This is a genomic window from Bradyrhizobium sp., assembly GCF_016462955.1.
Classification (GTDB): Bacteria; Pseudomonadota; Alphaproteobacteria; order Rhizobiales; family Xanthobacteraceae; genus Bradyrhizobium.
Map to the genome: position 1 here is coordinate 1016 of NZ_JAEMSD010000100.1, position 2002 is coordinate 3017.

Below are 2002 nucleotides of genomic sequence, written 5' to 3' on the forward strand. Positions count from 1 at the left end.
GGATGGTAGGCGAGGTCCGAATTTGGCACCAGGGCCCCGACGCGCAGGCCCCCGTCAGCCGTTTCCTCGATGTCGCGAAGCGGAAGATGGGAAATGTCGATCAGCCGGGAGGGCCGTTCGACATTCTCCTTCATCAGGTCGATCAGGTTGGTGCCGCCGGCGATCAATTTTGCGCCGGGATCGGCGACGAGCAGCCGAATGGCGTCGGCGACGTCGCTTGCGCGGGAATATTGGAAGTTGTTCATGACCGGCTCATTGCCTGCTCGATCGCGGCCACGATGTTGGGATAGGCGCCGCAGCGGCAGAGATTTCCGCTCATGAGCTCCCGGATCTCGTCGGCGTTCCGCGCGTGGCCTTCGGCCAAGAGGCCCGCGGCGGAACAGATCTGTCCCGGCGTGCAGTAGCCGCATTGGAAGGCATCGTGATCGATGAAAGCCTGTTGCAGGGGATGCAGCGCGCCGTCCTTGGCCAGACCTTCGATCGTCGTGATCTCGGCGCCGTCCTTCATGACGGCGAGCGTCAGGCAGGAATTGACCCGTCGTCCGTCGACCAGCACGGTACAGGCGCCGCATTGCCCGTGATCGCAGCCTTTCTTGGTGCCGGTCAATTCCAGGCGGTCACGCAGGGCATCCAGGAGCGTGGTCCATGGCACGACCTCCAGTGTGCGCCTTGTGCCATTGACGAGGAGGTCGATCGGAATGCGTTCTGGGATCGTGATGTCGGCCATAGTCTGTTCCCTGCGGAAAGGCCGAGCTGGGCAAAATTGTGGACGTGACGCGATAATGCGTTGCCGCCGCTGGCCGATAGCGCCCAACGGACGACGGGTTGCTTCGTTCCACGGGCTTTCCCGGCCTGACGGACGAGGTCAGCGCTTCGCCTCGCCGAACACCACGGTCGGCACCGCGCGGTTGACGATCTCGCGTAGCGCGAAGCTCGATTGCACCCGCGCGACGCGCGGCAGGCGCGACAGCTCGGTGCGGTGGATGCGCTCGAAATCCTGGATGTCGCGAGCAAGCACGATCAGGATGTAGTCGTCGGTGCCCGACATCAGGAAGCAGCGCACGACGGAGGGACATTTCACCACCTCCGCCTCGAACGCCTTCAGAGCCTCGTCGCTCTGGCTTTCCAGCGCGATGCGGACCAGCACGGTGGTGGTGAGGCCGAACTGGCCGAGGTCGAGCGCGGCCTGATAGGCCTGGATGTAGCCGTCGTCCTCGAGCGCCTTCTGCCGCCGCGCCAGCGCGGTGCTCGACAAGCCGATCTTGCTGGCAAGCTCGGTGTGACTGGCGCGCGCGTTGGTCGTAAGTTCCGCGAGAATCGCGAGGTCTTTCCGGTCGAGGGCCAATGTTTCGATTCCAGCGTGAAAGGGCAGTTCTGCGCCGGAAACCGGCGCGCGCCTGCCGAGACTAGCGGATATTTGCACGGAACCAAACGAGAGCCCTCGTTAGGATGATTGAGCGGAATCAGGGTGTTGGCAAAGGAGCTCGCGATGCGCGTCGGTGTGCCCAAGGAGATCAAGGTGCAGGAATATCGGGTCGGGCTCACCCCGGGTGCCGTCCGTGAATATGTTGCCGCCGGACACCAGGTCACGGTCGAGACCGGCGCCGGCAGCGGCATTGGCGCGTCCGACGAAGTCTATCGGCGGGCAGGGGCCATGATCGGCGACAGCGCCCCTGACATCTTCGCCAAGTCGGACATGATCGTGAAGGTGAAGGAGCCGCAGAAGAGTGAATGGGCTCAGCTCCGCGAAAACCAGCTCCTGTTCACTTACCTCCATCTTGCGCCGGATCCCGAACAGGCCAAGGGTCTGCTCGCTTCCGGGTGCACCGCTATTGCCTATGAAACCGTCACGGATGCGAGCGGTCACCTCCCGCTGCTCGCCCCGATGAGCGAAGTCGCCGGCCGCCTCGCCATCGAGGCCGCCGGCGCCGCGCTCAAGCGCTCGGCCGGCGGCCGCGGCTTGCTTTTGGGCGGTGTGCCGGGGGTGCAGCCGGCGCGTGTC

3 protein-coding genes and 1 pseudogene are annotated in these 2002 nt (G+C 64.7%); 1 reads left to right on the forward strand and 3 read right to left on the reverse strand.

Annotation, left to right across the window (positions count from 1 at the left end; translation table 11 throughout):
• The 3 genes from JHD07_RS13260 to JHD07_RS13270 all read right to left on the reverse strand — a co-directional run.
• On the reverse strand, positions 1-245 hold a 245-nt coding region (locus JHD07_RS13260; protein ID WP_291622757.1), incomplete at its 3' end, for an FAD binding domain-containing protein.
• A complete protein-coding gene (locus tag JHD07_RS13265) occupies positions 242-727 on the reverse strand; it encodes a (2Fe-2S)-binding protein (protein WP_291622759.1) in 486 nt (161 codons plus the stop codon). The genes JHD07_RS13265 and JHD07_RS13260, both read right to left, overlap by 4 nt.
• Before the next feature lie 138 nt (positions 728-865).
• Complete coding sequence (locus tag JHD07_RS13270; protein ID WP_291622761.1) at positions 866-1345, reverse strand: Lrp/AsnC family transcriptional regulator; 480 nt, start codon at positions 1343-1345, stop codon at positions 866-868.
• 144 nt (positions 1346-1489) lie between these two features.
• On the opposite strand from JHD07_RS13270, the pseudogene JHD07_RS13275 reads away from it, so the two are divergent.
• Positions 1490-2002, forward strand: a pseudogene (locus tag JHD07_RS13275) (alanine dehydrogenase); the annotation flags it as partial.